This window comes from Aeromonas piscicola, from assembly GCF_000820005.1.
Classification (GTDB): domain Bacteria; phylum Pseudomonadota; class Gammaproteobacteria; order Enterobacterales; family Aeromonadaceae; genus Aeromonas; species Aeromonas piscicola.
The window spans coordinates 597-1,071 of the sequence record NZ_CDBL01000070.1 but is presented as its reverse complement, the minus strand read 5'-3'; the positions used below and the strand labels follow the sequence as shown (position 1 = coordinate 1,071).

General features: G+C 49.7%; 1 pseudogene. It reads right to left on the bottom strand.

Annotation, left to right across the window (positions count from 1 at the left end):
- Window positions 1–190 (bottom strand): annotated as a pseudogene (gene tauA / locus BN1128_RS17175) (taurine ABC transporter substrate-binding protein); the annotation flags it as partial.
- Window positions 191–475 lie beyond the last annotated feature (285 nt).

The window sequence follows — 475 nt, the reverse complement described above, 5'->3', positions numbered from 1 at the left end:
CGCTGGCGCCACTGTCAAACTTGAGCCACTTCACCTCGGCGCCGCTGTCGCGGGCAAAGGTGTTGTCGGCCTGGGCCACCTTGGCCGGCTCGGCGGAGGTCTGGTAGGCCACCGTCACCTCGACGGCGTTGGCCTGCAAACTGATGATGGCGAGGGCCGCCAGCCAGAGGGAATATCCTTTTCCTGTCATGGTACTGCTCCGTATCGGGGTAATGGAGCAGCAGTATTTCCATTTATCCGGGCGACAATGAAAGAATAAAAATATATGGGTGATGAGTTATGGTTCTTAGAAAAATAACGGTAACGCAATGCGGTTGTTTATATATCTCAATATGAGAAATTGATATTCATGACTTGGCAATGGCAGGCGATATTATCCGCATTCAAGAGAGGTTTATGACTATGCTTGCCCGATTTATGAATATTGAACGAGTTATATTGCTGGCAATAATAAAGACCCGCCATATTGGCGGGG